Annotated in this window: 25 protein-coding genes and 1 pseudogene; 5 read left to right on the forward strand and 21 right to left on the reverse strand. The window is 31.1% G+C overall.

What is annotated here, in order from left to right:
• Nucleotides 1-33 precede the first annotated feature (33 nt).
• Nucleotides 34-2,526, forward strand: coding sequence for a zinc-dependent metalloprotease (locus KCTC32516_RS01520; RefSeq protein ID WP_301401580.1), 2,493 nt, complete (start codon nt 34-36; stop codon nt 2,524-2,526).
• A gap of 72 nt (nt 2,527-2,598) precedes the next feature.
• On the opposite strand, the gene KCTC32516_RS01525 is transcribed toward KCTC32516_RS01520, so the two are convergent.
• Nucleotides 2,599-4,215, reverse strand: a complete 1,617-nt coding sequence (locus KCTC32516_RS01525) for a mechanosensitive ion channel family protein (RefSeq protein WP_301401581.1) — start codon at nt 4,213-4,215, stop codon at nt 2,599-2,601.
• Nucleotides 4,216-4,327: 112 nt separating this feature from the next.
• Here KCTC32516_RS01525 and KCTC32516_RS01530 point away from each other — a divergent pair, with 112 nt between their 5' ends.
• Complete coding sequence (locus KCTC32516_RS01530) at nt 4,328-4,903, forward strand: hypothetical protein (RefSeq protein WP_301401582.1); 576 nt, start codon at nt 4,328-4,330, stop codon at nt 4,901-4,903.
• Between the two features lie 76 nt (nt 4,904-4,979).
• Here the strand turns inward: KCTC32516_RS01530 and KCTC32516_RS01535 are convergent, their stop codons facing one another.
• The 5 genes and pseudogenes from KCTC32516_RS01535 to KCTC32516_RS01555 all read right to left on the reverse strand — a co-directional run bounded on the left by KCTC32516_RS01535 (nt 4,980) and on the right by KCTC32516_RS01555 (nt 9,669).
• The gene (locus tag KCTC32516_RS01535) at nt 4,980-5,495 is read right to left on the reverse strand and encodes a gamma carbonic anhydrase family protein (protein ID WP_301401583.1); all 516 of its coding nucleotides are present in this window, start codon (nt 5,493-5,495) and stop codon (nt 4,980-4,982) included.
• 9 nt (nt 5,496-5,504) lie between these two features.
• Nucleotides 5,505-6,368, reverse strand: coding sequence for a glucosaminidase domain-containing protein (locus KCTC32516_RS01540; RefSeq protein WP_301401584.1), 864 nt, complete (start codon nt 6,366-6,368; stop codon nt 5,505-5,507).
• A complete protein-coding gene (locus KCTC32516_RS01545) occupies nt 6,368-7,279 on the reverse strand; it encodes a 1-aminocyclopropane-1-carboxylate deaminase/D-cysteine desulfhydrase (RefSeq protein WP_301402711.1) in 912 nt (303 codons plus the stop codon). The genes KCTC32516_RS01540 and KCTC32516_RS01545 overlap by 1 nt, the downstream gene beginning before the upstream one ends.
• A gap of 174 nt (nt 7,280-7,453) precedes the next feature.
• A pseudogene (locus KCTC32516_RS01550) lies at nt 7,454-7,621 on the reverse strand (GIY-YIG nuclease family protein); the annotation flags it as partial.
• Between the two features lie 128 nt (nt 7,622-7,749).
• The gene (locus KCTC32516_RS01555) at nt 7,750-9,669 is read right to left on the reverse strand and encodes an ABC-F family ATP-binding cassette domain-containing protein (protein WP_301401585.1); all 1,920 of its coding nucleotides are present in this window, start codon (nt 9,667-9,669) and stop codon (nt 7,750-7,752) included.
• A 54-nt stretch (nt 9,670-9,723) separates the two neighbouring features.
• Between KCTC32516_RS01555 and KCTC32516_RS01560 the strand changes: the two genes are divergently transcribed.
• Nucleotides 9,724-10,113, forward strand: coding sequence for a DUF983 domain-containing protein (locus KCTC32516_RS01560; RefSeq protein WP_301401586.1), 390 nt, complete (start codon nt 9,724-9,726; stop codon nt 10,111-10,113).
• Here the strand turns inward: KCTC32516_RS01560 and KCTC32516_RS01565 are convergent.
• The 9 genes from KCTC32516_RS01565 to KCTC32516_RS01605 all read right to left on the reverse strand — a co-directional run bounded on the left by KCTC32516_RS01565 (nt 10,110) and on the right by KCTC32516_RS01605 (nt 19,160).
• Nucleotides 10,110-11,150 carry an NAD(P)/FAD-dependent oxidoreductase gene (locus tag KCTC32516_RS01565; protein ID WP_301401587.1) on the reverse strand — a complete coding sequence of 347 codons (1,041 nt, stop codon included), beginning with the start codon at nt 11,148-11,150 and terminating at the stop codon, nt 10,110-10,112. The two genes, KCTC32516_RS01560 and KCTC32516_RS01565, sit on opposite strands and share 4 nt — an antisense overlap.
• An 80-nt stretch (nt 11,151-11,230) precedes the next feature.
• Nucleotides 11,231-12,508 (reverse strand): rod shape-determining protein RodA, encoded by a 1,278-nt coding sequence (rodA, locus tag KCTC32516_RS01570; protein ID WP_301401588.1) that lies wholly within the window; start codon nt 12,506-12,508, stop codon nt 11,231-11,233.
• A complete protein-coding gene (gene mrdA, locus KCTC32516_RS01575) occupies nt 12,505-14,391 on the reverse strand; it encodes a penicillin-binding protein 2 (RefSeq protein ID WP_301401589.1) in 1,887 nt (628 codons plus the stop codon). Before mrdA ends, rodA begins: the two co-directional genes overlap by 4 nt.
• Entirely contained in the window at nt 14,392-14,895 is a 504-nt protein-coding gene (locus KCTC32516_RS01580) for a hypothetical protein (RefSeq protein ID WP_301401590.1), read from the reverse strand.
• Entirely contained in the window at nt 14,888-15,715 is an 828-nt protein-coding gene (mreC, locus tag KCTC32516_RS01585; RefSeq protein WP_301401591.1) for a rod shape-determining protein MreC, read from the reverse strand. The genes KCTC32516_RS01580 and mreC overlap by 8 nt, the downstream gene beginning before the upstream one ends.
• Nucleotides 15,716-15,735: 20 nt before the next feature.
• A complete protein-coding gene (locus KCTC32516_RS01590; RefSeq protein WP_301401592.1) occupies nt 15,736-16,764 on the reverse strand; it encodes a rod shape-determining protein in 1,029 nt (342 codons plus the stop codon).
• A gap of 87 nt (nt 16,765-16,851) precedes the next feature.
• Nucleotides 16,852-18,384, reverse strand: coding sequence for a bifunctional phosphoribosylaminoimidazolecarboxamide formyltransferase/IMP cyclohydrolase (purH, locus tag KCTC32516_RS01595; RefSeq protein WP_301401593.1), 1,533 nt, complete (start codon nt 18,382-18,384; stop codon nt 16,852-16,854).
• An 81-nt stretch (nt 18,385-18,465) separates the two neighbouring features.
• Nucleotides 18,466-18,594: a hypothetical protein gene (locus tag KCTC32516_RS01600; RefSeq protein ID WP_301401594.1), complete on the reverse strand. Its 129-nt coding sequence runs from the start codon at nt 18,592-18,594 to the stop codon at nt 18,466-18,468.
• Between the two features lie 113 nt (nt 18,595-18,707).
• On the reverse strand, nt 18,708-19,160 hold the full coding sequence (locus tag KCTC32516_RS01605; RefSeq protein WP_301401595.1) for a GAF domain-containing protein: 453 nt from the start codon (nt 19,158-19,160) through the stop codon (nt 18,708-18,710).
• Nucleotides 19,161-19,231: 71 nt separating this feature from the next.
• Between KCTC32516_RS01605 and xrtF the strand changes: the two genes are divergently transcribed.
• Nucleotides 19,232-19,768: an exosortase family protein XrtF gene (xrtF, locus tag KCTC32516_RS01610; RefSeq protein WP_301401596.1), complete on the forward strand. Its 537-nt coding sequence runs from the start codon at nt 19,232-19,234 to the stop codon at nt 19,766-19,768.
• Nucleotides 19,765-20,205 (forward strand): exosortase F system-associated membrane protein, encoded by a 441-nt coding sequence (locus tag KCTC32516_RS01615; protein ID WP_301401597.1) that lies wholly within the window; start codon nt 19,765-19,767, stop codon nt 20,203-20,205. Before xrtF ends, KCTC32516_RS01615 begins: the two co-directional genes overlap by 4 nt.
• A gap of 100 nt (nt 20,206-20,305) precedes the next feature.
• On the opposite strand, the gene groL is transcribed toward KCTC32516_RS01615, so the two are convergent.
• The 6 genes from groL to KCTC32516_RS01645 all read right to left on the reverse strand — a co-directional run bounded on the left by groL (nt 20,306) and on the right by KCTC32516_RS01645 (nt 25,310).
• Entirely contained in the window at nt 20,306-21,940 is a 1,635-nt protein-coding gene (groL, locus tag KCTC32516_RS01620) for a chaperonin GroEL (protein ID WP_301401598.1), read from the reverse strand.
• An 82-nt stretch (nt 21,941-22,022) separates the two neighbouring features.
• Nucleotides 22,023-22,298 (reverse strand): co-chaperone GroES, encoded by a 276-nt coding sequence (locus tag KCTC32516_RS01625; RefSeq protein WP_301401599.1) that lies wholly within the window; start codon nt 22,296-22,298, stop codon nt 22,023-22,025.
• A gap of 180 nt (nt 22,299-22,478) precedes the next feature.
• Nucleotides 22,479-22,820 carry a preprotein translocase subunit SecG gene (gene secG / locus KCTC32516_RS01630; RefSeq protein ID WP_301401600.1) on the reverse strand — a complete coding sequence of 114 codons (342 nt, stop codon included), beginning with the start codon at nt 22,818-22,820 and terminating at the stop codon, nt 22,479-22,481.
• On the reverse strand, nt 22,817-23,533 hold the full coding sequence (locus tag KCTC32516_RS01635) for a DUF8458 domain-containing protein (RefSeq protein ID WP_301401601.1): 717 nt from the start codon (nt 23,531-23,533) through the stop codon (nt 22,817-22,819). Before KCTC32516_RS01635 ends, secG begins: the two co-directional genes overlap by 4 nt.
• Nucleotides 23,534-23,540: 7 nt before the next feature.
• Nucleotides 23,541-24,047, reverse strand: a complete 507-nt coding sequence (locus KCTC32516_RS01640; RefSeq protein WP_301401602.1) for an LptE family protein — start codon at nt 24,045-24,047, stop codon at nt 23,541-23,543.
• A 30-nt stretch (nt 24,048-24,077) separates the two neighbouring features.
• Entirely contained in the window at nt 24,078-25,310 is a 1,233-nt protein-coding gene (locus KCTC32516_RS01645) for a sigma-54 interaction domain-containing protein (RefSeq protein ID WP_301401603.1), read from the reverse strand.
• Between the last annotated feature and the right edge of the window lie 60 nt (nt 25,311-25,370).

A 25,370-nucleotide genomic window follows, 5' to 3' on the forward strand; every position in this document is an offset into this window, starting at 1 on the left:
TTTTTTAATTACACTAACCTTAAAATATAAATTATGATACAAAAAGTAATTTCGAGATTATTAGTTGTTTTATTTGTTTTTGGTTTTTCTATAAATGCTGATGCTCAGCGCAAGAAGAAAAAAAACAAAAAAGATGCTAAAGAAACAGTAAAACCAGCTCCAAAACCTAAAAAAGGAGACATTCAACCTTATGCATCAGTTGTTACAAAAGATGTTATAACTGATGAAGGTTTGTTTAAAGTTCATAAAAAAGATGAAGCCTATTTATTTGAAATTCCAGATTCACTTTTAGGAAGAGAAATGTTAATGGTAACAAGAATTGCCAAAACAGCCAACGGACTTGGATTTGGCGGTGGAAAAACAAACACTCAAGTACTACGTTGGGAAAGAAAAGATAAGCAAATTTTATTACGAGTTGTTTCTTACGATGTTGTAGCAGATAAAGATTTACCTGTACATGAAGCAGTTGTAAACTCTAATTTTGAGCCAATATTATTCGCTTTCCCTATAAAAGCCCTTAACAAAGATGCTAAAACAACTGTAATTGATGCAACAACTTTATTTACTACAGATGTTGCAGCTATTGGATTACCTTCTTTTTACAGAAAAAGATTAAAAGTATCAAGATTAGATGCAAAACGTTCTTTTATTGATAAAATTAATAGTTACCCTCAAAACATAGAAATTAGAGATGTAAAAACATATGCTTCATCTGCTCCACCATCAAATCAAAGTGTTGGTTCTATTTCTTTAGAAATGAGTAATTCAATGATTTTACTACCTAAAGTACCAATGAAGCGCCGTTATTTTGATGAAAGAGTTGGATGGTTTGCACGTGGGCAAGTAGATTACGGTTTAGATGCTCAAAAAAGTAAAACAGTTAGGTATTTAGACAGATATCGTTTAGAAGTTAAAGATGAAGATATTGCTAAATTTAAAAGAGGTGAATTAGTAGAACCTAAAAAACAAATTGTGTATTATGTAGATAGAGCAACACCAGAAGAGTGGGTTCCTTACATTATTCAAGGTGTAAATGATTGGAATGTTGCTTTTGAAGCAGCAGGTTTTAAAAATGCAATTGTAGCAAAAAGAGCTCCAACAAAAGAAGAAGACCCAGAATATAGCCCAGAAGATATTCGTTATTCTGTAATTCGTTATTTAGCTTCTCCGATTCCAAATGCAAACGGACCTCACGTTAGTGATCCTCGTTCTGGAGAAATCTTAGAATCAGACATCAATTGGTACCACAATGTGATGTCGTTATTACACAACTGGTATTTTATTCAAACTGCAGCGATTAATCCTAATGCAAGAAAAAATAATTTTAAAACTGAAGTGATGGGAGAATTGATCAAGTTTGTATCTTCTCACGAATTAGGTCATACGCTTGGATTACCTCACAATATGGGAAGTAGTGTTGCGTATGCAGTAGATTCATTACGATCAGCTTCATTTACAAAAAAATACGGTACAGCTCCTTCAATTATGGATTATGCTCGTTTTAACTACGTAGCTCAACCAGGTGATGTTGGTGTTGCATTAATGCCAAATATTGGTGTATATGATAAATATGCAATCTCTTGGGGATATCGTCCAATTTTAGATAAATCAGAAAAAGGTGAAAAACCAGTTTTAGATAGTTGGATTTTAAAGCATGCTGGAGACCCAATGTATCGTTTTGGGCATCAACAAGCGGGGAACGTCATAGACCCAAGTTCTCAAACTGAAGATTTAGGAGATGACGCAATCAAAGCAAGTAACTACGGTATCAAAAACTTAAAAAGAATTTTACCAAGATTACAAGAATGGACAAATGAAAAGGGAGAAGATTATAGTGAGTTAAATACCATGTACGGTCAAGTATTAAGCCAATTTAATCGTTACATGGGACATGTAGCTTCTAATATCGGTGGGGTTTACGAACATTTTAAAACCTCTGACCAAAAAGGTGCTGTATATACTCCTGTAGATAAGGCGCATCAGAAAAATGCTTTAACGTTTATTAATGACCAATTATTTACTACTCCAAAATGGATGATTGATAAAGATATTTTCAGTAAAACTCAATTTTCTGGTCATGCAGACAGAATCATGGCTATGCAAACTAGTGCTTTAAGAAAAATTCTTAAACCAGGTAGATTGTCAAGAATGATTGAAAATCAGACTTTAAATGGAAACAAAGCCTATACAATTTTATCTATGATGGGTGATTTACGTAGAGGGGTTTGGTCTGAACTATATTCTAGAAAATCTATTGATGTTTACAGAAGAAACTTACAGAGAGCCTATATTGATCAACTTGGCAGTTTAATGAAAGCCAAAACACAACGTGGAGCAAATAGTGGATATTTTAAACAATCAAGTTTTAACGCAAATTTATCTGATGTGAAACCTATTGTAAGAGGAGAATTAAACAGAATTAAACGCGATGCTAAAAAAGCAATTGCTACTGCACCAAATACAATTACAAGATATCATTTACAAGATATCGTTAAGAGAATTGACGAAATATTAGATCCTAAATAATAGTTTACAATTTATAACTTAAAAGATCCTTGTCAGTTTGGCAAGGATTTTTTTGTTTCTTCGTTTTTTAATTTATTTTTTATGAAACTCTTCTAATTGATTTTTAATAACCTCATCAATTCTTTTTTGATCGATATTGTATTTTAAATCTAAACTTTGTTTCTCAGGAAATTGTTCAATCATAACCGTAGAAGATGGGAATGCAAAATCGATTCCTAAAGCTTTTGCTAATTTTACGATAGCAATATGTAGTTTATGCCTAGAAGATTGCTCTACGCCCCAAGCCAAGCTTTTAAAGTAAACATTGATTAAAATTAACAAAGACGAATCTCCAAAACCTGTAAATTCTACATTATAAGAATCTGGTTCTGAACGCGTTTCTGGATGTGCAATAATTATTTCTCTTACACCTTTTACAAAAGCTTCAATTAATTCTGGCGGCGTATCGTAACGGATACCAACATTGGTATTATATCTTCTATACAAACGCAGCCCTTTATTGTTGATGACAATTTCTGACAATTTACTATTCGGAATTTGAAAAATAGAAGTATCCGCAGCTCTAATTCTTGAGGATCTAAATCCAACTTCCTCAACCGAACCTTCTACTCCACCAGCTTCAATCCAATCTCCAATATAAAAAGGTTTGTCTAAGAAAATCATAAAAGTTCCTATCAAATTTTTCACCGTATCTTGAGAGGCCAAAGCAACAGCCAAACCACCAATTGATGCTCCAGCAATTACGGCAGTTGTATTAATTCCTAAGACAGTTAACATTTTTAAAATTCCAACAAAAATGACAATTCCTTTTAAAAGATTATTTAAAACTGGAATTAATTGATCATCCAATTTATTTTCTGTTTTTGCAGTAATCTCAGAGTAAACCTCCATTGTTACTGTTACTAATTTTAAGAATACATAAATCCAAAAAACAGTTTGTGTAATATTCAATCCAATAAACATCCATTTATTAATTGTCAATCCAAATTGTAAAGAGGGATATATTTTATCAACAAAACTCAATGCTATTAATAAACTTATTGGATGTGCTAACTTTTTTAACACTTTTGCAATTGCTAAGCTATCTTTACGCAGAAAATAATTGTGAATTTTATGAAGGGTAAAATAAATAATCCGCTTAAAAATTACATGCACCAAAAATGCAATTAGTAGCATTAATAGCAATCCTATAAATTTCCAAACTTCTATATCAAACACTTTTTTATGTCCAAAATTTGGCATTAAATTTTCAAGTTCTGAAACATACCAAGGAAAAATATCATTATAAATTTCGTCTAAATTTGACATTGTCTCTTGAGAATAATACCAATTATCGCCAATCTTTTCAACCGAAATTAAAGGCATCACATTAGGAAACAAAACATATTTATGTGAATTACCATATGCTAAAGAATCCTTATAATTAGCATCTGTGGGTATTTGTTTAAAATCTACAAACAATCCTTTTCCGTCTAAAATCTGCTTTAATCTAATGGCTGCAATTTTAGGCTTTTTGGTCGAATTTGGGAAAATAGTTTGAGCAGCTTTTTCTGGCTGATACGAATCTGATTGTAAAAAATACAGATGTGTGTATACGGTAGCATTCGGGTTCTTTAGATTTACTTTTATAGAGTCTTGTGCTGATACAATTGCTGTAAAGAGTAAAAAAACGAGTAGTAATTTTTTCATTTTTAAGGATAGCTTATTTGTTAATCGAATGTTAAAATAACACACAAAGTTAAACCTTTTGATTTTTTTAATGTCAAAGAAGCAACTAAATAACAATTAAAAAATTTAAATCATGAAAAAAATAGCATTCGCATTAGCATTTATATTAACTGCTTCAGCAGGATTTTCTCAACAAAGAAAAAGAATGGCAAAAGCTGATATGATGACGCCAGAACAACGTGCAACTTTGTCAGTAAAAAGAATGGCACTTCAGTTAGATTTAACAAAAGATCAAACTCAAAAAATTACTGCTTTGTACACAGAAATGGGAACACAAAGAAAAGTAAAAGGAGATCAAATGAGAAAAGAGGCTATGGCTTCTAGAGATAAGATAGCCAAAATAAAAAAGGAAAGTAAAGACAGAGCTGATTTTAAAGAAAAAGTGGGAAAAGCGATCAAATCTGGAGAATTAAAAAAAGAAGGTCTTAAAAGAAGAAGAGGAAAAAGAGTTGATTTTGACACAGCAAATAAAGCCTTAGATAACAGAATTGAGTTTCAGGCTAAAATGAAGAAAATCTTATCTCCAGAGCAATACGAAAAATTCACGAAATTACAAAAGCGTAAAGTTGGAAAACTTAAAAAGAAAATGGCTTCGAAAATGAAAAATAAAAAAACTAAAATGAGCAAACGCGGAAAAGGAAAGCGTTAGAAAATAAATGTATTTGTTTGATTGATTAATACAAAAAGCCCGATGTTATGTGATAGTTCATCGGGTTTTTTATCTCCTATTCTTTAAACCAACTCGCATATTCTACATAATTGTTCGCAATCCGATCTATTTCTCCAGAAATTAATTCCTTAGAAATGTCTTTTATTTTTTTAGCCGGAATTCCCGCATAAATAGTTCCGCTTTCTACTCTAGTGTTTTTAGAAACAACCGCACCAGCCGCAATAATTGAGTTACTTTCTATTACACAATCATCCATAATAATACTTCCCATTCCGATTAGCACATTATCATGAATTGTACATCCGTGCACAATTGCATTATGACCAATGGAAACATTATTACCAATTGTTGTGGGCGATTTTTGATAGGTTGCATGAATTATTGCGCCATCTTGCACGTTTACTTTATCTCCCATTTTTATAAAATGAACATCGCCACGAATAACAGCATTGTACCAAACACTGCAATTTCTCCCCATAGAAACTTCGCCAACAATGGTTGCATTTTCAGCCACAAAACAATCTTCAGGAATTTGTGGAAACTTGCCTTTTACGGCTTTAATAATTTTCATTAAATAAATTTAGTTAATTCTTAATTTCTGACCAACACTAATTGTATTGCCTGATAAATTATTGTTTTTCTTTAACTGTTGAACAGAAATATTATACCTTCTAGAAATAGAATATAACGTTTCTCCTTTTTGAACAGTATGTGTTATTCCCGAAGCTATTTTTACCGTTTTTGTAGTTCTTTTTACAGAAACACTTTTGGGTTTTCTTTTTTTTACTTCTTTTTTATACTTCTTTAAATCGCTTTTTTTAATCTTATCAAATTCATACAACTCATAAGTTTCAATAATTCTAATTAATTTTGAAGGATATTTTCTATCGGTTGCATAACCTGCTTTTTTTAATCCTCTAGCCCATTTTTTATAATCTGAAGTTCTATATTTAAATAGAAAAGCATAGCGTTTTCTTCCTGTTAAAAACTTCGAATGATCGTTGTACGAGTTTTCTACGTATTTGTATTTACGAAAGCAATCATCTTTCTTGTCATCATCATGATAGACTTTTTTTCCTTCCCAACCTTTATGACATTTTATTCCAAAATGATTGTTTGATTTTGATGCCAACGTACTTCTACCATTTCCTGATTCTAAAATTCCTTGCGCCAATGTAATACTTGCCGGAATTTTAAATTCGTGCATTTTTATAACTGCTAACGGCGCATATTTTTTAATATAGGTGAGTGTATATTTATTTAGATTTTTATGTTCTTTAAGAAGTTTTTTAACATGAGCATTCTGTTTTACAGAAGGCATTTTTTTTATCGAAGTAGTTTCTTTTGGTATATTTTTTTTTGATCTAACTACATTTTTTTTAGTACCACAGCCAACAATAAAGAAACTAAGAAATGCTATAATTATGTATGATTTAAGTTTCATTAAGTGGTAATTAATTCTAAATTTTTCTTGGCTAACTTATTGTTAACACCTTCAATTCCTTGTAAACCTCCAGTGTGAATGACCAAAATTTTACTATTTTCTGAAAAATAGCTCTTTTTCATTAAATCTACAATTCCAAAAAGCATTTTTCCTGTATAAATTGGATCTAATGGAATTTTTGTTTCTGAATAAAACCGATTGATAAAAGAAATTAGCGCCTCATTATATTTTGCATAACCGCCAAAATGATAGTCGTGTATTAAGTTCCAATTATTCGTTTTAGTAACAAAATTTTTAATTTCTTTTTGCAAAAAGTTGCCTTTCAATGCAGGAAATCCAAGTACTTTTTGATGACTTTTTACTGATTTTATCAATCCAGAAATAGTTCCTCCAGTTCCAACCGCCACACAAATATAATCGAAAATTTCATCTTCATTTGTTAAGATTTCTGTGCACCCTTTTATTGCCAATTCGTTTGTTCCTCCTTCAGGAATTACATAAAATTTACCAAATTTATTTTTTAAGGAATTGAGAAACGATTCTGATGTTTTTTCTCGATACAATTCTCTCGACACAAAATAAAATTGCATTCCGTGTTCGCGCGCTTGATGTAATGTTGAATTATTTGCTAACGTTTTTTGTAAATCGTTCGCCAATTCATCTCCGCGAATTACACCAATTGTTTTTAAACCAGCTAATTTACCGGCAACTGCAGTTGCTAAAATATGATTGGAAAAAGCGCCGCCAAAAGTTAACAGAGTATTTTGCTCTACCCTTTTAGCTTCTTGAATATTATATGTAAGTTTTCTGAATTTATTGCCCGAAACAAACGGATGAATTTTATCTTCTCGCTTGATAAAGAGCTGAAGATTCTTGTCTTTTAATTCAGGTAAAAGAATTTGTTGGTTAATTGATCCCGATATGTCAGGTCGAGCGGAGTCGAGACCTATATTTTTTGAATGCGTTTCATTTTTACATTCTGATAAAATTTGAAGTGTATCAAAATCTCTATTTGCTAAAGCTAATTTTTTACTTCTACTCCATTTTTTTATTTTTTTCTCAAAAAATATTGCCTGATTTACGTCATTAAATTCTTGATAAAAAATCAACTTTAATGGTCTTCTTTTGTAGGTAAAACAAGATTTATTTAGCCCTTGTTGATGTTCTGTATACCTTCTTGAAATAGCATTTGTAATTCCTGTGTACAAGAATTTATCAGCGCATTCCAAAATGTACACATAATATAACTTCATTATAATTTTGTTGTAGATGTCTGGTCGAGCGGAGTCGAGACCTAATCTTTTGTTTCACTTTACATTTTTAGACCTCTCGACTCCGCTCGAGGAGACAATCTCAAGATATGGTTTAATAAGATAACAAGTTACGAAATCGCTGTAACTTTCTCCTCAACTTGTTCCCAATCTTCTAATAAAACATCTAATTTGGCTTTTTTAGCTTCGTAATTTTTAAAGAAATTAGGACGCGCCGAAACCTCTTCATAATTTTGAGCTAAATCATAATCCGCTTGTTCTATTTGAGCTTCTATAGTTGCTATCTCAGATTCAATTTTAGACAATTTATTTTTTAATTTTTTTAGCTCTTTTTCTTCTTCTCTACTTAATTGTGAAGTTTCTTTTTTTGCCGTTTCTTTTATTTCTTTAACAATGGTTCTCTTTTCGGCTTCACGTAAATTTTCCATTTTGTGTTCCTCTAAGAAATAATCAATATCACCTAAATATTCTTTGATTACTTTGTCTTTAAAACCGTAAACTGTATCTGTTAATCCTTGTAAGAAATCTCTATCGTGCGAAACTAAAATTAATGTCCCACTAAAACTTTTTAATGCTTCTTTCAACACATTTTTTGAGGCAATATCTAAATGGTTTGTCGGCTCATCCATGATCAACACATTAAACGGAGACAACAATAACTTACACAAAGCCAAACGGTTACGTTCGCCTCCAGAAAGTACTTTTGCTTTTTTATCAACCGCATCGCCACCAAACAAAAACGAACCTAACATATCTCTAACTCGTGCTCTGTTAGAGTCTGTCGCGGCATCTTCCATAATTTGCAAAACTGTTTTCTCTGGTGGTAAATGTTCTGATTGATTTTGAGCAAAATATCCGATTTCTACATTGTGTCCCAATTTTAAATGTCCTTTAAACGGAATATCTCCAACCATCATTTTTGCCAAGGTCGATTTTCCTTGTCCATTTTGACCAACAAATGCGATTCTACTGTTGCGTTCAATCAATAAATCTACATTTTCTAACACATGCTTATCGCCGTAACTTTTGCTTAAATTTTCTGCTTCTATAATAATTTTTCCTGGTTCTTTTGATTTTGCAAAACGAATGTTCATCGTTGCATTATCATCTTGATCAACTTCAATACGTTCAACTTTATCAAGTTGCTTCATTAAGGATTGCGCCATAGAAGCCTTACTAGCTTTGGCTTTAAACTTATCTATTAGATGTTGCTTTTGTTTGATTTCTCTATCTTGATTTTTCTGAGCTTGTAATTGTTTCTCCTTGATTTCTCCTCTTAATAATAAGAATTGAGAATACGGTTTTTTGTAATCGTAAATCTGTCCCAAAGAAATTTCTATGGTCCGATTTGTAACATTATCTAAGAACATTTTATCATGCGAAACCAATACAATTGCGCCAGAATATCCTTTTAAGAAATTTTCTAACCAAATAATAGATTCGATATCTAAATGATTTGTTGGCTCATCTAACAATAAAATATCATTGTTTTGCAATAGTAGTTTTGCCAATTCAATTCGCATTCTCCATCCACCAGAAAAGGTATCAGTAAGTTTGTCAAAATCTTCTCTTTTAAAACCTAAACCTTGTAAAATCTTCTCCGTATCACCTTGATAATTATAACCACCAAGCAATTCGTAACGTTCTGTATTGTCTGTAAGATCATGAATTAACTGACTGTACTCTTCACTTTCATAATCGGTTCTTGTTGCCAATTGTTCATTAATTTCATCGAGCTTTAGCTCAATTCCTTTAATTTCTTCAAAGGCTTGATACGCTTCTTCTAAAATGGTTCTTCCTTCAACAAAATCGATATCTTGACGTAAAAAACCCATGTTTACATCTTTATCAAAAGCCATGGTTCCTCCACTGGTTTCAATATCTTTAGATAGCACTTTTAACAAAGTCGATTTTCCTGCTCCATTTTTTCCTATCAATCCAATTCTGTCTCCTTTATTTAATTTAAAAGTGATTCCAGAAAACAAATCTGTCCCCATAAAAGAGACTGTTAAATTATGTACGTTAAGCATCTATTTTTTTGTAATTTTGTGAGTGCAAATCTACTTAAAATATTTAGAGTAATCATGTTTAAGAAAGGCACAAAAATCTACAGTATTATCAACAATAAATGTCCAAGATGTCAAGAAGGAAACTTTTTTAAATATAAGTTAACTTATACACCAGGAAAAGTAACTGAACTGCACGAACATTGTTCAAATTGTAACTTAAAATACATGATTGAACCGTCGTTTTTTTACGGAGCGATGTATGTTGGCTATGGAATAACCGTTGCTATTTGCATTGCAGTATTTATTATTTCGTTTCTTATTTTTGGACTGGATTTATTAAAATCTTTTGCAGCAATACTTATTGCAATTGTTTTATTAATGCCCATAAATTTACGTTTATCTAGAATGCTTTGGATACAAATGTTTATTTCTTACGAAGAAAAAAAAGAGAGTGACATTTCTTAATAAAACCTTTTTATGTCAATTTCTTTGTCTAGCTTCTCGCCTTTTTCTAGGTGATTGAACAAGTTTCTAGCTACCGTTGGAGCAATCATTACTCCACGGGTTCCTAAACCGTTTAAAACAATTAATTGAGTGTGTTTTGGGTGAACACCAACCAAAGGTCTTCTCCCTGCAACTGTTGGTCTTATTCCTGCAGACTGTGAAACAATTGTATAATCAACATTGATTACTTTTTTTAGTTTCTCTACCAATTCTTCTTTTCCTTCTTCTGATGGATTTGATGTCTTATCTACCCAATTAAAAGTAGCACCAACTTTATAGTAGTTGTTTCCTAATGGTAACACAAAAAGTGTTGACTTTAATAAAAAGTTGATATTTAATTCTGGAGCATGAATGGTTAATAACTCTCCTTTCGCCTCATTTAAAGGCAAATGCTTAAAATATGGATTGTCTGTAATACCAAAGCCTTCACAAAAAACAACTCTTGATGCTTCAACATCTTTGTATTTTATAAATTCATTCTCAAAATTTATTTGTTGGTATTCAAAATTTTCGAACCGAATTAATTCTCTTTCTTTAAGGTTGTTTCTGTAAGATTCTACAAGCTTTTTTGTATCGATTCTACCTGTTTTATTTACATTTCCAAAACTAAAATCTGCAATAACACCTTTATAGGTTTGGCTATCTAATTTTGGATCTAAATAACCTATCAACTTTGGTTTATCTAAAGCATCAAACCAATTATTTTGATCTTCAATTGATTTAAAAGCTTTTTTAATTACTAATTTCTCATCAACAATTATGTTTAATCTTTTTTCAATTTTTTTGTAAAAAGGAAGCGCCACTTTTAATTGTTCTTGAGCATTCCAAACTGGAGTAAATCGTTTTAAAATCACAGGATTATAAACTCCGCCAGCCACTAAAGAAGACGTTTGAGAATCGTCCTCAAAAACGATAAATGTTTTTTTAGCGGCAATTAATTCTTCTATAAATGCCAAGCCAGCCAAGCCTAAACCAACAACAATATAATCTACTTTCATGCTGTAAAAATACGCTATTAAATGCAAAAAAGCGTTCTGAAAATTCAGAACGCTTTTTTTATTTCTATAAGAATAAATTTCTACCAATCATAACTTTTATTTGCATCTAGCTTAATAAAAATAAATAAAAGGAGTGTAAACCCCCAAAGAGAAGAACCTCCATAACTAAAAAAAGGCAACGGAATTCCGACTGTTGGTAATAATTGAGTAACCATTCCGATATTTATAACTACATGAAAAAATAGTATGGATGCTAAGCTGTAGCCATAAATTCTTCCAAATTTGTTTTTATGCGTTTCTGCTAAATAAAGAACCCGATAAAGGAGCAGCATAAATAAAATAATTACAGAAGCACTTCCTACAAATCCCCATTCTTCACCAACCGTGCTAAAAATATAATCGGTGTCTTGTTCTGGCACAAAATTCCCTTGAGTTCTATCTCCTTGTAAAAAACCTTTTCCGAATCCGCCGCCAGAGCTGATGGCTTGTATAGATTGATCGGTATTATATCCAATCTTTTTGGTGTCTTTAGATAAACCTAAAAGAATTTCGAATCGATCTCTTTGGTGTTGTTCAAAAACATTATTAAAAATAAATCCAGAGCTAAAAATATAGATTCCAAAAACGACATAGAGTCCTAGAATTTTATACCAATTAAATTTAAAATATCCTTTGTTTCTCTTTAGGAAGTAAAAAAGGATTATAGATAATACAATATAAACAGCAGAGATAATGGTTGATGGCCCAAAGAATAATGTTAGTAGAAATAAGATTATTGCAAGTGCGCCAATTGTTATATAATTTAATGTTAAGCCTTCTCTGTTTAGCACAAAAAAGAATGATAGATATACTAAAACTGACCCTAAATCTGGTTGTAAAGCAATTAGAAATGCAGGTAAAAAAATAATTATAAATGCTTTGATTTGATTTTTAATTAGTTTCAAATTGTATTGCCTATCACTTAATAATTTAGCAATAGCAAGTGCTGTAAATGCTTTGGCAAATTCTGATGGTTGAAAACTTGCACTACCAAAGCTATACCAAGACTGAGCGCCATTAATATTTTTACCAAAAATAAAAAGGCCAATTAAAGAAAGAATACCTATTAAATATAAAATACTCGCAAATTTTTCATAGAATTTTGAATTGAAAAAGAGAATGAGAATAATTAAAGGAATACATAATAGTATCCATAATAACTGTTTCCCATATCTGGTAGAAAGATCTAGAATTTCTGAATTGTTATCAGTTGTAGTAGCGGCGTAAATATTCATCCAGCCAAAACCAACTAATGCAATATAGAGAATTACTAAAATCCAATCTATACCATAAAAAATATTATTTTTTTCTGCTCTCAATCTTTAAATTCTGTTTCAGTTATTAAATCTTTTTGATGATAAACATCTTTTAAACTAAGGTGAATCATGCTTTTTTCTATCCACTTTCTATTCTTTCCGGTTATTTTTTTATGCAAGTATTTTTCTATCATTAAACTTGTAATTGGCGCGGCAATTGTAGATCCGTAGCCTCCATTTTCTACAAAAATTGCAATTGCAATTTTAGGATCATCTTTTGGCGCAAAAGCAATTAGAATAGAATGGTCTTTTAATTGTTTTCTTACTCCGTTTATAATTGCAAAATTTTCAGAAGTCCCAGTTTTTCCTACAATATCTATTCCGTTTACTTTACTTAATCTTCCTGTTCCTGTTTTAAAAACTTCGTGCATTCCTTCTATGATTGGGTCAAAATATTTAGAATCAATCGTTGTTCTTTTCTCGACTGTAAATTTGGGGTCTTTGACGTTTTCACCAACTGTTTTCTTTAATACATGTGGTGTAAAAAAATAGCCTTTATTGGCAATTGCAGCAGTAACATTTGCTAATTGAATAGGAGTCGTTAAAATTTCTCCTTGACCAATAGCGTTAGAGATATTTGTTGTTGGTCCCCAAGAATATTTATATCGAGAATCATAATATTTTCCGTCTGGGATCAAACCTCGATTACCAATCGGTAAATCATATCCTAAATAATTTCCTAATCCAAAACTTTTTACATGATTGCTCCAAGTATCCATTCCGATACTTGCAGATTCTGCATTGTCTATTATTTTTCTGTAGGCTGTAGAAAAATAACTGTTACAAGATTTTGCAATTGCTCTATGCAATTTGATTGGTCCTCCAAAAATATTACAATGACATTTTTGAAAATCACTTTTTTTATTTCCGTACTGATAGCCGCCATAGCAATAAACATAGGAGTTTTCATCTATAACGCCTTCTTGTAAACCAATTAAAGCATTGATTAGTTTAAAAGGTGATCCTGGAGCATACGTTGCTAGCAAAGCTCTGTCAAAAGTAGGTTTATCTGGATTTTCAGGGTCCATTAAAATAACTGAATTTTTAGATCTTTTTCTTCCAACCATCATGTTAGGATTGTACGTTGGAGCAGAGACTAAAGCTAAAATCTCTCCAGTTTTTGGTTCAATTGCAACAATTGCTCCACGCTTTCCAGACATTAACAATTCTCCATATTGTTGCAATTCACTATCAATAGTTAAAGTGATATCTTGTCCGTTTACGGCCAATGTATCAAATTCTCCATTTTTATATTTTCCTATAATTTTGTTTAATCTATTTCGGCGGAGAAATTTTTTCCCCTTAATTCCACGTAAAATGGAATCGTACGATTTTTCTACTCCGCTACTTCCAATTAATTCTCCTTGCTGAAAATTTGGATTGTTTTTTGCTTCTAGCTCATTTACCTCACTTATATAACCCAGCACATTTGCCGCTGAGTTAATTGGATAATTTCTAATGCTTCTTTTTTGAATATAAAACCCTTTAAATTTATGAAGTTTTTCTTGTAAAAAAGCAAAATCTTCTTTTGCCAATTGTTTTAAAAATACCGATGGAAGCCAAGGTGAGTAATTTTTAGCAGTCTTGTATTTTCGTTTAAAATAGTCAATATCAATCTTTAAAAGATTACAAAACTCTATGGTGTCTAACGGTTCAACTTCACTAGGAACGACCATTACATCATAAGAAAGTTGATTGGCTACTAAAAGTTTTTCGTTTCTATCAAAAATATAACCGCGTTCAGGATAATCATAAATTACTTTTACAGTAGCATTATGATTTGGATCTAAATCCGCTCCATTGATCACTTGTAATTGAAACAATCTTGCTATTAATATCAATCCTGCTAGAGTAATAAAAAAGTAAAGTAAAAAGCTACGCTTCATTTATTTTTTCTTTCTGATAATATAGGTTCCTAAAAAAAACAACACTGAAGTAAAAATACTTGAATACAATGTGTTGATTAGAACACCTGAAAAGTTTTGTGTGCTAAAGTTAGCTAAAGAAAATAAGATGAAGTGGTGAATTACTATTAAAATAATCACATAATTAAAAACTTTGCCAAAAGGTTCTTGGTATAAGTCAAACAATAAATAATCTTGCTCGGTTTTTTTTAAAATCACCCGAATAAAAAACAATCTTATATAGGCAATAAATAATAGTGAAAAAGCATTGATTCCGCCAGAATCTGAGAAAAAATCAATAGATAGTCCTAATAAAAAAGAAAGAAATAAAAATAAGTAACGCTCTTTTTTTAGCGGATAAAAAATAACAAAAGCAACATATAAATAGGGATTTATATATCCTAAAAATAATATATTATTTAGTAACAACACTTGTAATAACAAGAGCGAAAAAAACAAAAAAGTAATGTATACAACTTTATTCATCTGAAGAGTTGATTAGAGTATTAATTTCTTTTTTATCTAAAGCAGTAACAACATAAACGTATCCAATATTGCTCATGTCGTTAAACAATTTGATGTCTATTGAGTTGTTGTTACTTTGAGCATTTATTTTTTGAACAGTTCCAATTAAAATTCCTTCAGGAAAAATAGTTGATTTTCCGCCAGTAATTATTGTATCTCCAACTTTTACATTTGCTTGCCTTGGCAGATCTTCTAATTGTACAATATTATAATCTTGTCCGTTCCAAACAAGTGTTCCAAAATGAAAACTGTTTTTTAGCTTTGCATTAATTTTACTATTGCTGTTTAAAATGGATTGTACTCTTGCGTAATTTGCACTAACTTTATCTGTAATTCCAATAATTCCTTTACTATTTACAACAGCCATTTCTTTATAAACTCCTTGATCTTTTCCTTTATTAATAAGAAGAATATTATTTGGATTATGATAATTGTTTCTGTAGGTTTTTGCAGCAGTATATGTGTATTTTTGATGATATTTGGTAGAATCAATAACAGAAATAAAAACAGTAGAATCTGCTTTTGAAGTATATTTTTCTACTAAATTTTTTAAGTTGTTGTTTTCTAACATCAATTCATCATTCTGATTTTTTAAATTGAAATAGTTAGAAATCTGTGAAGTTTTTTCGTAAAAACCACCGGTAATTTCATTAGCAGAACTAATAAATTTACTCTTTTGAAAGTCGTTGTTGTTAATTGTAAAAAAAACAGCAATTAACTCTAGCAACAAAAAAAACAGAAAATATTTATACTTTCTAAAAAAATAAAATAATTGTTGCATAGAAAAGAGTCAAAGGTATTTTATTTCATTAATATACTTTTGTATTTTTCAATCTCTTTTAAAGCAATCCCTGTTCCTCTTACAACAGCTCTTAAAGGATCTTCGGCAACATACACTGGCAAATCTGTTTTTCTAGACAAACGCTTATCCAAACCACGTAGCATAGAACCACCACCGGCTAAATAAATTCCTGTATTGTAGATATCTGCAGCTAATTCTGGCGGAGTTTTAGACAAGGTTTCCATTACTGCATCTTCAATTCTTAAAATAGACTTGTCTAATGCTTTGGCAATTTCTCTGTAAGAAACTTGTACTTGCTTCGGTTTTCCGCTTAATAAGTCTCTCCCTTGAACCAACATGTCTTCTGGTGGAGAATCTAAATCTTCAGTTGCAGCTCCAATTGTTATTTTAACTTTTTCGGCAGTAGTTTCTCCAACGTATAAGTTGTGTTGGGTACGCATATAATACATGATATCATTTGTAAATAAATCACCAGCAACTTTTACAGATTGATCGCAAACAATACCAGCTAAAGCAATAACAGCAATTTCTGTTGTTCCGCCTCCTATATCAATAATCATGTTTCCTTTAGGCTCCATAATATCAATTCCAACACCAATTGCGGCTGCCATTGGTTCAAAAATTAAATAAATTTCTTTGGCGTTCATATGTCTTGCAGAATCTTGTACGGCGCGTCTTTCAACTTCTGTAATTCCAGAAGGAATACAAATTACCATACGTAATGCAGGTGGAAATAATCTCTTTTTGATGGATGGAATTTGCTTTACAAACTCTTTAATCATTTCTTCTGATGCTTGGAAATCTGCAATAACTCCGTCTTTTAACGGACGAATGGTTTTAATGTTTTCGTGCGTTTTTCCTTGCATTAAGTTTGCTTCTTTTCCAACAGCAATAATTTTACCGGTAATTCTGTTTCGGGCAACTATTGATGGACTATCTATTACCACTTTACCATTGTGAATGATAAGTGTATTCGCAGTACCTAAATCGATAGCGATATCTTCCGTCATAAAATCGAAAAAGCCCATAAAATTATCTTTTTTTATTTTTTAATGTATTCTTACAAATCTACTAAAATTCTGTGTTCAAATCGCAGAATATTTAATAGTTATTTATTAGTGCTTAAAATGTCTTGTTCCTGTTAAAACCATTGAAATATTATTGTTGTTGCAATAATCAATGCTTAATTGATCTTTTATTGATCCGCCAGGCTGTATGACACTTGTTATTCCTGCATTCCCAGCAATTTCTACACAATCTGGAAACGGAAAAAAAGCATCACTCGCCATTACAGAATCATTTAAATCAAAATTAAAATTCTTTGCTTTTTCAATGGCTTGATTTAATGCATCAACCCTGCTTGTTTGCCCTGTTCCGCCAGCTAATAATTGTTTATTTTTAACTAATATTATGGTGTTCGACTTTGTGTTCTTGCACAATTTTGAAGCAAATAATAAATCTTCTAACTGACTTTCGTTTGGTTTATTGTTGGTCGCATAAGATAAATCTTCTAAACGATCTGTAATAAAATCTTTATCTTGAACTAATGCGCCGTTTAAACAAGTTCTAATCGTTGTTTTTGGCAATTCAACTTCTTTCTGAATTAGAATAATTCTATTTTTCTTTCCTTTTAAGGTTGCTAAAGCGTCATCTGTGAAAGAAGGAGCGATGACAACTTCACAAAATAATTTATGAATTTCTTCAGCTGTATCTTTATCAATTTCTGTATTTGCGATTAAAATTCCGCCAAAAGCAGAAACAGGATCACCAGCCAACGCATCTACATACGCTTGTTTTATTGTTTCTCTTTGTGCAAAACCGCAAGCATTATTGTGTTTTAAAACAGCAAATGTGGGCGCTTCTCCTTTAAATTCTGCCATTAAATTTACAGCAGCATCCACATCTAATAAATTGTTATAGCTTAATTCTTTTCCGTGTAATTTATCAAACATTGCCTCTAAATCTCCAAAGAAAAAACCTTTTTGATGTGGATTTTCTCCATATCGTAAAACTTGACCATTCGTTTCGCTAATTTTTAAAACTGCTTCTTCGTGATTTGAATTGAAGTAATTAAAAATAGCAGTATCGTAATGCGATGAAATATTAAATGCTTTTGCCGCTAATTTTTTTCTGTCTGAAAGTTTTGTTGAACCATTATTCTCAGAAATTAATGATAAAAAACCTGTGTATTGCTCCATTGAAGAAACAATTACAGTGTCTTTAAAGTTTTTTGCAGCTGCTCTAATTAAAGAGATTCCACCGATATCAATTTTCTCAATAATAGCTTCTTCAGGTGCTCCCGAAGCAACAGTTTTTTCAAACGGATATAAATCTACAATTACCAAATCTAATTGTGGAATTTGATATGCTTCCATTTCTGCAACATCACCATCGTGGTTTTGTCTATTTAAAATTCCGCCAAAAACTTTTGGATGTAATGTTTTTACTCTGCCGCCTAAAATAGATGGATACGAAGTTACATCTTCTACAGGTATCACAGGAACCCCTAAGTCTTTAATAAATTTTTCGGTTCCACCAGTTGAGTAAATAGTTACGTTTTGCTCATTCAGTTTTTCAACCAAAGGTTGTAATCCGTCTTTGTGAAAAACAGAAATTAATGCAGATTTAATAGTTTTTTTGCTAGTCATGTTGTGTATTGTTAAGCTCACAAAGCTACTAAAACTCAGAGTTACTTACAATAAAATAAAATAAAATTTAGAGGAGACTAATCACTCGGCATTTTCTAAAAAATCTCGAAACCATGTTCTAAATTTTTCAAAAAATGTTTTGGGCTGTTCCTGAATAGCGCTAGAAGTATTTTCTTTAGAATAATGCGGCGTAAATGCTTGTTTTTTCATTAGTTGAGGGATTTAATGAGTTTACAAATAAAATTAAAATAGATTATCAAACTTACAAAAAATAAGCGATAAAGTCAAAAAAAATCTATTTTTTTAAAGAAATCACCTGTTTTCTAAATTAATTCAGCAACTTTTGTGCAAACAAATTCTAACAGCTCCTCATCTTTTTTTGTAAAAATATTTGCTGTGTGAGAATCAATATCTATTTGGCCAATGTTTTCTTCATTTACGAAAATCGGAATTACAATTTCAGATTTTACTTTCCATCCGCAAGAAATATAGTTGTCTTGTTCAGAAACATCTTGCACCACAAAATTTTCATTGCTAAGAGCAACCTGACCGCAAATACCTTTTCCGAAAGGAATGATAATATGGTCTGTTGGCTCTCCTGTAAATTGCCCTAATTTTAATTCTTCTTTGTCGCCATTTTTAAAATAAAAACCAACCCAATCATAATATGGTATTTCAGATTCTAAATAATCGCAGATTGCTTGTAGTTTATTTTCTTTAGTAGTTGAGCCATCAAGTATCAAAGAAATTTGTTGTTTTAAATGATCTAGTTGCATGTGGTTCTAATTGAAATTACTTAAATTTGTTAAGATTGATTATTAATACTGCAAAATAAATACATTTTAGTTTGAATAAGTATAAAAATAGTGTCCTTTTTTTAGTTAAATTTTTTATAACATACTTTTTACTTTTTACTATTTATGCTATGTATTTAAATTCTAGTCAAGTAAAAGGCAATGGTTTTCAATGTGCATCAATAACCACTAAAGTTGCAGATCAAACAGTTTCGTTTTTAAATTTTTTTGGTTACAACGTTACAAGCGAACAGCATAAAGAAGAAATGTCTGTAAAATTACTGGTAGATAATCGGTATACAGCCAGAGTTATTGAAGGCTGTAATTCTATTAGTATTATCATTTTATTTATTGCTTTTATTGTGGCTTTTTCGGGGCCATTAATTACAACGATACTTTATGCCATTGTTGGTAGTTTCCTTATTTATTTGATAAATATACTACGAATTGTTTTTTTAACAATGATGTTGTACAAGTATCCAAATCAACAAATGGTGTTGCATAATTTAGTTTTTCCAGCAATTATTTATGGAGCAACTTTTTTATTATGGGTAATCTGGGTTCAAAAATTTTCACATCATAAAAAATGAAAAAAGCATTGAAATACATATTGTTAATACTTCTAATCTCGTTGCTTTTTTTAATTAGAGCTTTTGATAGCAATCTGTTTTACGACCCGTTAATAAACTATTTTCAAAATGATTATTTATACTCAAGCATGCCAGAAGTAAATATTTGGATATTGGTTATAAATTTATTGTTTAGATATACTTTAAACTCTTTAATTACTTTAGGGATTATCTATGTAACCTTTCAAAAAAAAAGATATGTGAAGTTTGCAGGATTTTTTTTAATGTTAGCTTTTGTAATATTGTTAGTTACTTTTGTATTTTTATTAAAAGGAGAATTTAAACAGGGTTATTTATTGCCTTTTTACATTAGAAGGTTTTTAATTCATCCGTTATTTTTGCTCATCCTTTTTCCGGCATTTTATTATATGAAAATTAATAAAATAAACAGATTTTAGAAGTGTGAAAGTCAAATTGAGAAATTAATAATACTTGAATAAATATAAAAACCTCGAGAAATTCTCGAGGTTTTTTTAATTTGACTATGGCGTTTCACCATTACATCATTCCTGGCATTCCGCCACCCATTGGAGGCATTCCTCCACCAGGATTGTCTTCTTTAATGTCGATTAAAGCACATTCGGTTGTTAAAATCATTCCAGCTACAGAAGCAGCATTTTCTAAAGCAACACGCGTTACTTTTTTAGGATCGATAATTCCAGCTTTTAGCATATCAACATATGCATCAGATTTAGCATCATACCCAAAATCTTTTTTACCTTCTAATACTTTGTTGATTACTACAGAACCTTCTCCTCCAGCATTTTCTACAATGGTTCTTAAAGGTGCTTCAATAGCACGAGCAACAATTTGAATTCCGGTTACTTCATCTAAATTATCAGCAGTTAATTTTTCTAGTACTTTTTTAGCACGAACTAAAGCAACTCCACCACCAGCAACAATGCCTTCTTCAACCGCAGCTCTTGTTGCGTGTAAAGCATCATCAACTCTGTCTTTCTTTTCTTTCATTTCTACTTCAGAAGCAGCGCCAACATATAAAACTGCAACTCCGCCAGCTAATTTAGCCAAACGTTCTTGTAGTTTTTCTTTGTCGTAATCAGAAGTTGTCGTTTCTATTTGTGCTTTAATTTGATTCACTCTCGCTTTAATATCTAATGCATTTCCAGAGCCATTTACAATCGTTGTATTGTCTTTGTCAATTGTGATACCTTCCGCTGTTCCAAGTAAATCCAACGTTGCGTTTTCTAAAGAAAAACCTCTTTCTTCAGAAATTACTGTTCCGCCAGTTAAAATAGCGATGTCTTCTAACATTGCTTTTCTTCTGTCTCCAAAACCAGGAGCTTTTACAGCAGCAATTTTTAATCCACCTCTTAATTTATTTACTACTAAAGTTGCTAATGCTTGTCCGTCTACATCTTCAGCGATAATTAATAAAGGTCTTCCAGATTGAGAAACGGGTTCTAAAATTGGAAGAATTTCTTGTAAGTTAGAAATCTTTTTATCAAATAATAATACATACGGATTTTCTAAATCTGCAATCATTTTATCTGCATCTGTAACAAAGTATGGAGATAAATATCCACGGTCAAATTGCATTCCTTCAACAACATCCACATAGGTTTCCATTCCTTTTGCTTCTTCAACAGTAATTACACCCTCTTTACCAACTTTACCAAAAGCTGTGGCAATTAAATCCCCAATAACATCGTCGTTATTTGCAGAAATAGAAGCAACTTGCTTTATCTTTTCTGATGAATTTCCAACTTTCTGAGATTGTTTGTCAAGATCTTTAACAATAGCTGTTACCGCTTTGTCAATTCCGCGTTTCAAATCCATTGGATTTGCACCAGCAGCCACATTTTTCAAGCCTTCTTTTACTATTGCTTGTGCTAAAACTGTAGCAGTTGTTGTTCCATCACCAGCAATATCGTTAGTTCTAGAAGCAACTTCTTTTACCATTTGAGCACCCATGTTTTCTAATTCATTCTCAAGCTCAATTTCTTTTGCAACCGTAACTCCGTCTTTTGTAACTGTTGGAGCGCCAAATGCTTTAGAAATAATTACATTTCTTCCTTTTGGACCTAAGGTTACTTTTACTGCGTTTGCTAATGCATCAACTCCACGTTTTAAACCGTCACGTGCTTCAATATCAAATTTTATATCTTTTGCCATTTTTTTAAAATTGTTTATTAGTTTAATTGTTTATTCGTTTAAATGTTGTTACTGAATACTGCAACTGTAAACTGAACACTTATTATATAATTGCTAAAATATCGCTCTCTCTCATCATTAAATAATCAGAACCTTCTAACTTTAATTCGGTTCCTGCGTATTTTCCATATAAAACGGAATCTCCAACTTTTACAGTTAAAGGTTCGTCTTTAGTTCCGTTGCCAATTGCAACAACAGTTCCTTTTTGAGGTTTCTCTTTTGCGTTATCAGGAATAATAATACCTGAAGCTGTAGTTGTTTCTGCAGCAGCTGGTTCTACAAGAACTCTGTCTGCTAAAGGCTTAATGTTTAATCCCATTTTTATAAATTTTTGATTAATTAATAGTTTTTTTTATGTGATATAGAATAGTCAGAAATTATGCCAATCAATAAAAACTGCCAATTTTACTACTTCGTAGTTTTCTTAGTAAAATTGATAGATACAAAAAATGCCAACGTGTCATTTACGTTGGCATTTGTATAGTTTGTTTAAAAACTCTTATTTGTTAAGACTATCATTAGTTTTAACAGGAGTTGTATTTGTTTGTATTGGAGTTGTATTTACATTTTCTAATGTATTCTCTAACTGTGGATTGTTGTTGCTTGCTCTTGGAATTGCAAAATTTGCTAATAAAATTAAAGCAAACATAGAAATTGCCAATGTCCATGTAGATCTATCTAAAAAAGTGTTTGTGTTTTGTACACCACCCATAGATTGCGCTCCACCGCCACCAAATGAAGAAGATAATCCTCCACCTTTTGGGTTTTGTACCATAACGATTAATATTAATGTAATTGCAACAATTAATATCAAAATTAAAATGATTGTATACGTACTCATGATTTATTTTTTTGTAAAATTCTAATTCTTTTAATTTGGTCTGCAAAGAAACCACTTTTTTCTGGATATTTCAAACTTAATATTTCATAAGCTTTGATGGCATTTTCGTGCTTATTTTGCTCTAAATACACTTTTGCTAAGGTTTCAGTCATTAAGTAAGAGTCTTGTTTTTCTTCTAAAACAACTTCTTTTTTTTCTGCATCTTTAGAAACCTTTGAGATTTTTGGATTTTGTTTGATAAAATTATCAATAATCATATTTTTATCTATGGGTTCTTTTTGATCTAAATTTCGTTCAATCTTTTTTTGTGAAGCTAATTGCATCCATTCGTTAAAAGAGTGCGTTTCTGTTTTAGAAAAAGTCAGCGGTTTGCCAATTGATAATTCTTCTTTAGCTGCAATAACAGGTTTTTCTGAAACTATTTTCTCTGTAATTTGTTGATGTACTTCTTTAGATTCTAATTTTGGTGCTTCTGTAAATTTTGATGACGTGATAAAATCAAACAAAACAGCTCTGTCTGTTGTGTAAGCAGCTGTTGTTTTTAACTCAGCATTGTATTTAAAACTATCATTGTTTTTTAATCCTTTTAAATAAATGGCTCTTGCAGCTTGAAAAAATGGATATTCATCAACAATCGTTTTTACTACTTCTGTATTTTTAGTAGTAATTTTTTGTGGATTTTTTAAGATGTCGGTAAAGCTGTTTGTGTTCATAATACGTTTACCATTTTGCTACAGATGCGTTAAAAATATCTTGTGTTATTCTATCTATAATTTCTTTATAAGCCGTTTCTAAAGCGCTGCCAATTAATTGTGTATTTGCAGGATAATCATAATAAAAAGAAAAGGTTTTTTCGAAATTGTCCTTTTCTATAAACTTATTAAAATAACGAACATTTATTGTAATTGTTAGTCTGTTTTGCGCTGCTGTTTGTTGTGCAGTTGCACTCATTGGTGCAATTCTGTAGCCAGTAATTTCTCCTTCAAAACGGATGTCTCCATTTGAACTTACTAAACTTAAATTGGTTTGTCTTAAAAATAAATCCTGAAAATCTTGCGTAAATTTCTGACTTAAAGATGGTTCAACTAAAGGTGCATTATTTCTAAAAAAATCTATTTGCAATGTTTTTGCTTTACCAGTATCTCCTCCAGTAAAAGAATAAGCACCGCAAGCTGTTATTAGCGTTAAACTAACAAAAAAAGTGGCGATGTAAAATAGTTTTTTCATACGGATCTCAAATATAAACAAAAGTAAGTCTTACAAATCGTATTGTTTAATTTTTCTATATAATGTGCGTTCAGAAATGCCTAATTCTTTTGCGGCTAATTTCCGCTTGTTATTGTTTTTTTCTAATGATTTTTTAATCATTTCTACTTCTTTGTCTTGTAATGATAACGATTCGTCTTCTTCGATGGTTTCAATAAAATCGTATCGACCATCATTGTCAGTTGAAGTTGATTTTGAAATTTGAACCACTTCAACATTGCTAGTTCCATGTTGTTCTTTGTAAATTTTTTCTAACAATTTGTGATTTTCTTCTTGCAAATCATCAATGTCATCATTCTTTAAAATATCTAATGTCAATCTTTTTAAATCGTTGATGTCATTACGCATATCAAACAAAATTTTATACATAATATCTCGTTCGTTAGCAAAATCAGAATTTGAGCTACCAGAATTGCCAATCACTGCTGGTAAATTTCCTTGATTGTTTGGTAAATACTGAATCAATTTTTCGGCAGTAATCAATCTAGTTTCTTCAACAACAGAAACTTGTTCGGCAATGTTTCTTAATTGCCTAATATTTCCGGGATATCGATAATTTATGAGTAAATTTATTGCGTTTTCCTCTAGTCTAATTGTTGGCATTCCGTATTTCTGAGCAAAATCTGCAGCAAATTTCCGAAACAATAAATGTATGTCTTCTTTGCGCTCTCTTAAAGGAGGTAAGGAAATTTCTATGGTACTTAATCTGTAAAATAAGTCTTCTCTAAATTTCCCTTTCTGAATGGCATTTGCCATTTTTAAGTTTGTAGCAGCAACAATTCTAACATTTGTTTTTTGTACTTGTGATGAACCCACTTTTATAAACTCACCATTTTCTAAAACACGCAATAATCTAACTTGAGTTGTTAAAGGCAACTCTCCAACTTCATCTAAAAAAATAGTTCCGCCATCGGCAACTTCAAAGTACCCTTTTCTACTTGCGGATGCTCCTGTAAATGCACCTTTCTCATGTCCAAATAATTCACTATCAATGGTTCCTTCCGGAATTGCACCACAGTTTACAGCAATATATTTTGCGTGTTTTCTGTGTGATAATTGATGGATGATTTTTGGAATATTTTCTTTACCAACTCCGCTTTCTCCTGTTACAAGTACAGAAATATCTGTAGGTGCAACTCTAACCGCTTTTTCTAAAGCACGATTTAAATGCAAGTCGTTTCCAATAATTCCGAAACGTTGTTTTATTACTTGTAAGTTTTCCATTTTTTTTATAGTTTTTAAAGTTGTAGGTTTAAAAGTTTATAAAGTCGTTTTCTTTACTTT

It is taken from the genome of Polaribacter huanghezhanensis, assembly GCF_030444335.1.
Taxonomy (GTDB): Bacteria; Bacteroidota; Bacteroidia; order Flavobacteriales; family Flavobacteriaceae; genus Polaribacter; species Polaribacter huanghezhanensis.

Excerpts from the sequence above, each read along its gene's own strand:
- KCTC32516_RS01600 (WP_301401594.1), bottom strand. The coding sequence starts at position 18,594 with ATGAAAAAACAAGCATTTACGCCGCATTATTCTAAAGAAAATACTTCT.
- KCTC32516_RS01555 (WP_301401585.1), bottom strand. The coding sequence starts at position 9,669 with ATGCTTAACGTACATAATTTAACAGTCTCTTTTATGGGGACAGATTTG.
- KCTC32516_RS01640 (WP_301401602.1), bottom strand. The coding sequence starts at position 24,047 with ATGAAAAAACTATTTTACATCGCCACTTTTTTTGTTAGTTTAACGCTA.
- KCTC32516_RS01645 (WP_301401603.1), bottom strand. The coding sequence starts at position 25,310 with ATGGAAAACTTACAAGTAATAAAACAACGTTTCGGAATTATTGGAAAC.
- KCTC32516_RS01590 (WP_301401592.1), bottom strand. The coding sequence starts at position 16,764 with ATGGGCTTTTTCGATTTTATGACGGAAGATATCGCTATCGATTTAGGT.
- KCTC32516_RS01535 (WP_301401583.1), bottom strand. The coding sequence starts at position 5,495 with ATGAAAATTATTAAAGCCGTAAAAGGCAAGTTTCCACAAATTCCTGAA.
- KCTC32516_RS01525 (WP_301401581.1), bottom strand. The coding sequence starts at position 4,215 with ATGAAAAAATTACTACTCGTTTTTTTACTCTTTACAGCAATTGTATCA.
- KCTC32516_RS01565 (WP_301401587.1), bottom strand. The coding sequence starts at position 11,150 with ATGAAAGTAGATTATATTGTTGTTGGTTTAGGCTTGGCTGGCTTGGCA.
- groL (WP_301401598.1), bottom strand. The coding sequence starts at position 21,940 with ATGGCAAAAGATATAAAATTTGATATTGAAGCACGTGACGGTTTAAAA.
- KCTC32516_RS01635 (WP_301401601.1), bottom strand. The coding sequence starts at position 23,533 with ATGAACACAAACAGCTTTACCGACATCTTAAAAAATCCACAAAAAATT.
- secG (WP_301401600.1), bottom strand. The coding sequence starts at position 22,820 with ATGAGTACGTATACAATCATTTTAATTTTGATATTAATTGTTGCAATT.
- purH (WP_301401593.1), bottom strand. The coding sequence starts at position 18,384 with ATGACTAGCAAAAAAACTATTAAATCTGCATTAATTTCTGTTTTTCAC.
- mreC (WP_301401591.1), bottom strand. The coding sequence starts at position 15,715 with ATGCAACAATTATTTTATTTTTTTAGAAAGTATAAATATTTTCTGTTT.
- KCTC32516_RS01625 (WP_301401599.1), bottom strand. The coding sequence starts at position 22,298 with ATGGGATTAAACATTAAGCCTTTAGCAGACAGAGTTCTTGTAGAACCA.
- mrdA (WP_301401589.1), bottom strand. The coding sequence starts at position 14,391 with ATGAAGCGTAGCTTTTTACTTTACTTTTTTATTACTCTAGCAGGATTG.
- KCTC32516_RS01560 (WP_301401586.1), top strand. The coding sequence starts at position 9,724 with ATGTTTAAGAAAGGCACAAAAATCTACAGTATTATCAACAATAAATGT.
- KCTC32516_RS01605 (WP_301401595.1), bottom strand. The coding sequence starts at position 19,160 with ATGCAACTAGATCATTTAAAACAACAAATTTCTTTGATACTTGATGGC.
- KCTC32516_RS01615 (WP_301401597.1), top strand. The coding sequence starts at position 19,765 with ATGAAAAAAGCATTGAAATACATATTGTTAATACTTCTAATCTCGTTG.
- KCTC32516_RS01520 (WP_301401580.1), top strand. The coding sequence starts at position 34 with ATGATACAAAAAGTAATTTCGAGATTATTAGTTGTTTTATTTGTTTTT.
- KCTC32516_RS01530 (WP_301401582.1), top strand. The coding sequence starts at position 4,328 with ATGAAAAAAATAGCATTCGCATTAGCATTTATATTAACTGCTTCAGCA.
- KCTC32516_RS01580 (WP_301401590.1), bottom strand. The coding sequence starts at position 14,895 with ATGAATAAAGTTGTATACATTACTTTTTTGTTTTTTTCGCTCTTGTTA.
- KCTC32516_RS01540 (WP_301401584.1), bottom strand. The coding sequence starts at position 6,368 with ATGAAACTTAAATCATACATAATTATAGCATTTCTTAGTTTCTTTATT.